The organism is Eikenella sp. HMSC061C02 (assembly GCF_001809035.1).
Classification (GTDB): domain Bacteria; phylum Pseudomonadota; class Gammaproteobacteria; order Burkholderiales; family Neisseriaceae; genus Eikenella; species Eikenella corrodens.
The window spans coordinates 1-797 of the sequence record NZ_KV795574.1 but is presented as its reverse complement, the minus strand read 5'-3'; the positions used below and the strand labels follow the sequence as shown (position 1 = coordinate 797).

Below are 797 nucleotides of genomic sequence, written 5' to 3'. Positions count from 1 at the left end.
CCGGCCGGTAAGGTGATTACTCCGACTGGTGCAGATGCCAACAAACTGGCTACTGCCGGTGACATTGCCAATGCCATCAACAACAGCGGCTTCAACATTGATGCTGGAGGTAATGTAGTAGGTAGTCATACTGCTACTACTGCCAAACCCGGCAGCACCCTGACCCTGAAGGCAGGCGATGGTTTGACCGTAAAACAGGACCTGGACGCCAACGGCAACCAGAGCTACACCTACGCTTTGGATGCTCAGACTGTGGTGCAGAACGCCCAAACCCCGGTGGTATACACCAAAGCTGACGGTACGAAGGTGTACAAACGCCCTGACGGCAAGTTCTATGATGCGCCGACAGGCGGTAACGAAGTTGCTGCTGGCGACGTGATTGCCAGCATGCAGAATGCAGCCGGCAACACCACTACCCCGACCACCTTGGCTAATGTGAAGGGCAACCTGGCTGATACAAGCAATGCCACCGGTAATCCGGCCAACAACGATCGTGCCACCTTGGCTGCCGGTAACAAAGGCAACAATGCCGCCACCGTTAACGATGTATTGAACGCAGGCTTCACCGTACAGGGTAACGGTCAAAACAAAGACTTCGTGACCCACGGCGACACCATCAACTTCGCCGACGGCCAAGGCACCGTAGCCAAAGTCACGAGCGCTGGCGGCGTCACCAAGGTTCAATTCGACACCCCGATGACCTACGTTGACAATGCAGGAGCCCCCACCAATACACCGAGCAACAAGGTGAACCTGGTAGGCGATGCTGCAGGTGGTCCGGTTACCTTGGGTAATGT

1 pseudogene is annotated in these 797 nt (G+C 55.8%); it reads left to right on the top strand.

Features of this window, described 5'->3' with window-relative positions:
* A pseudogene (locus HMPREF2541_RS12255) lies at window positions 1–797 on the top strand (hypothetical protein); the annotation flags it as partial.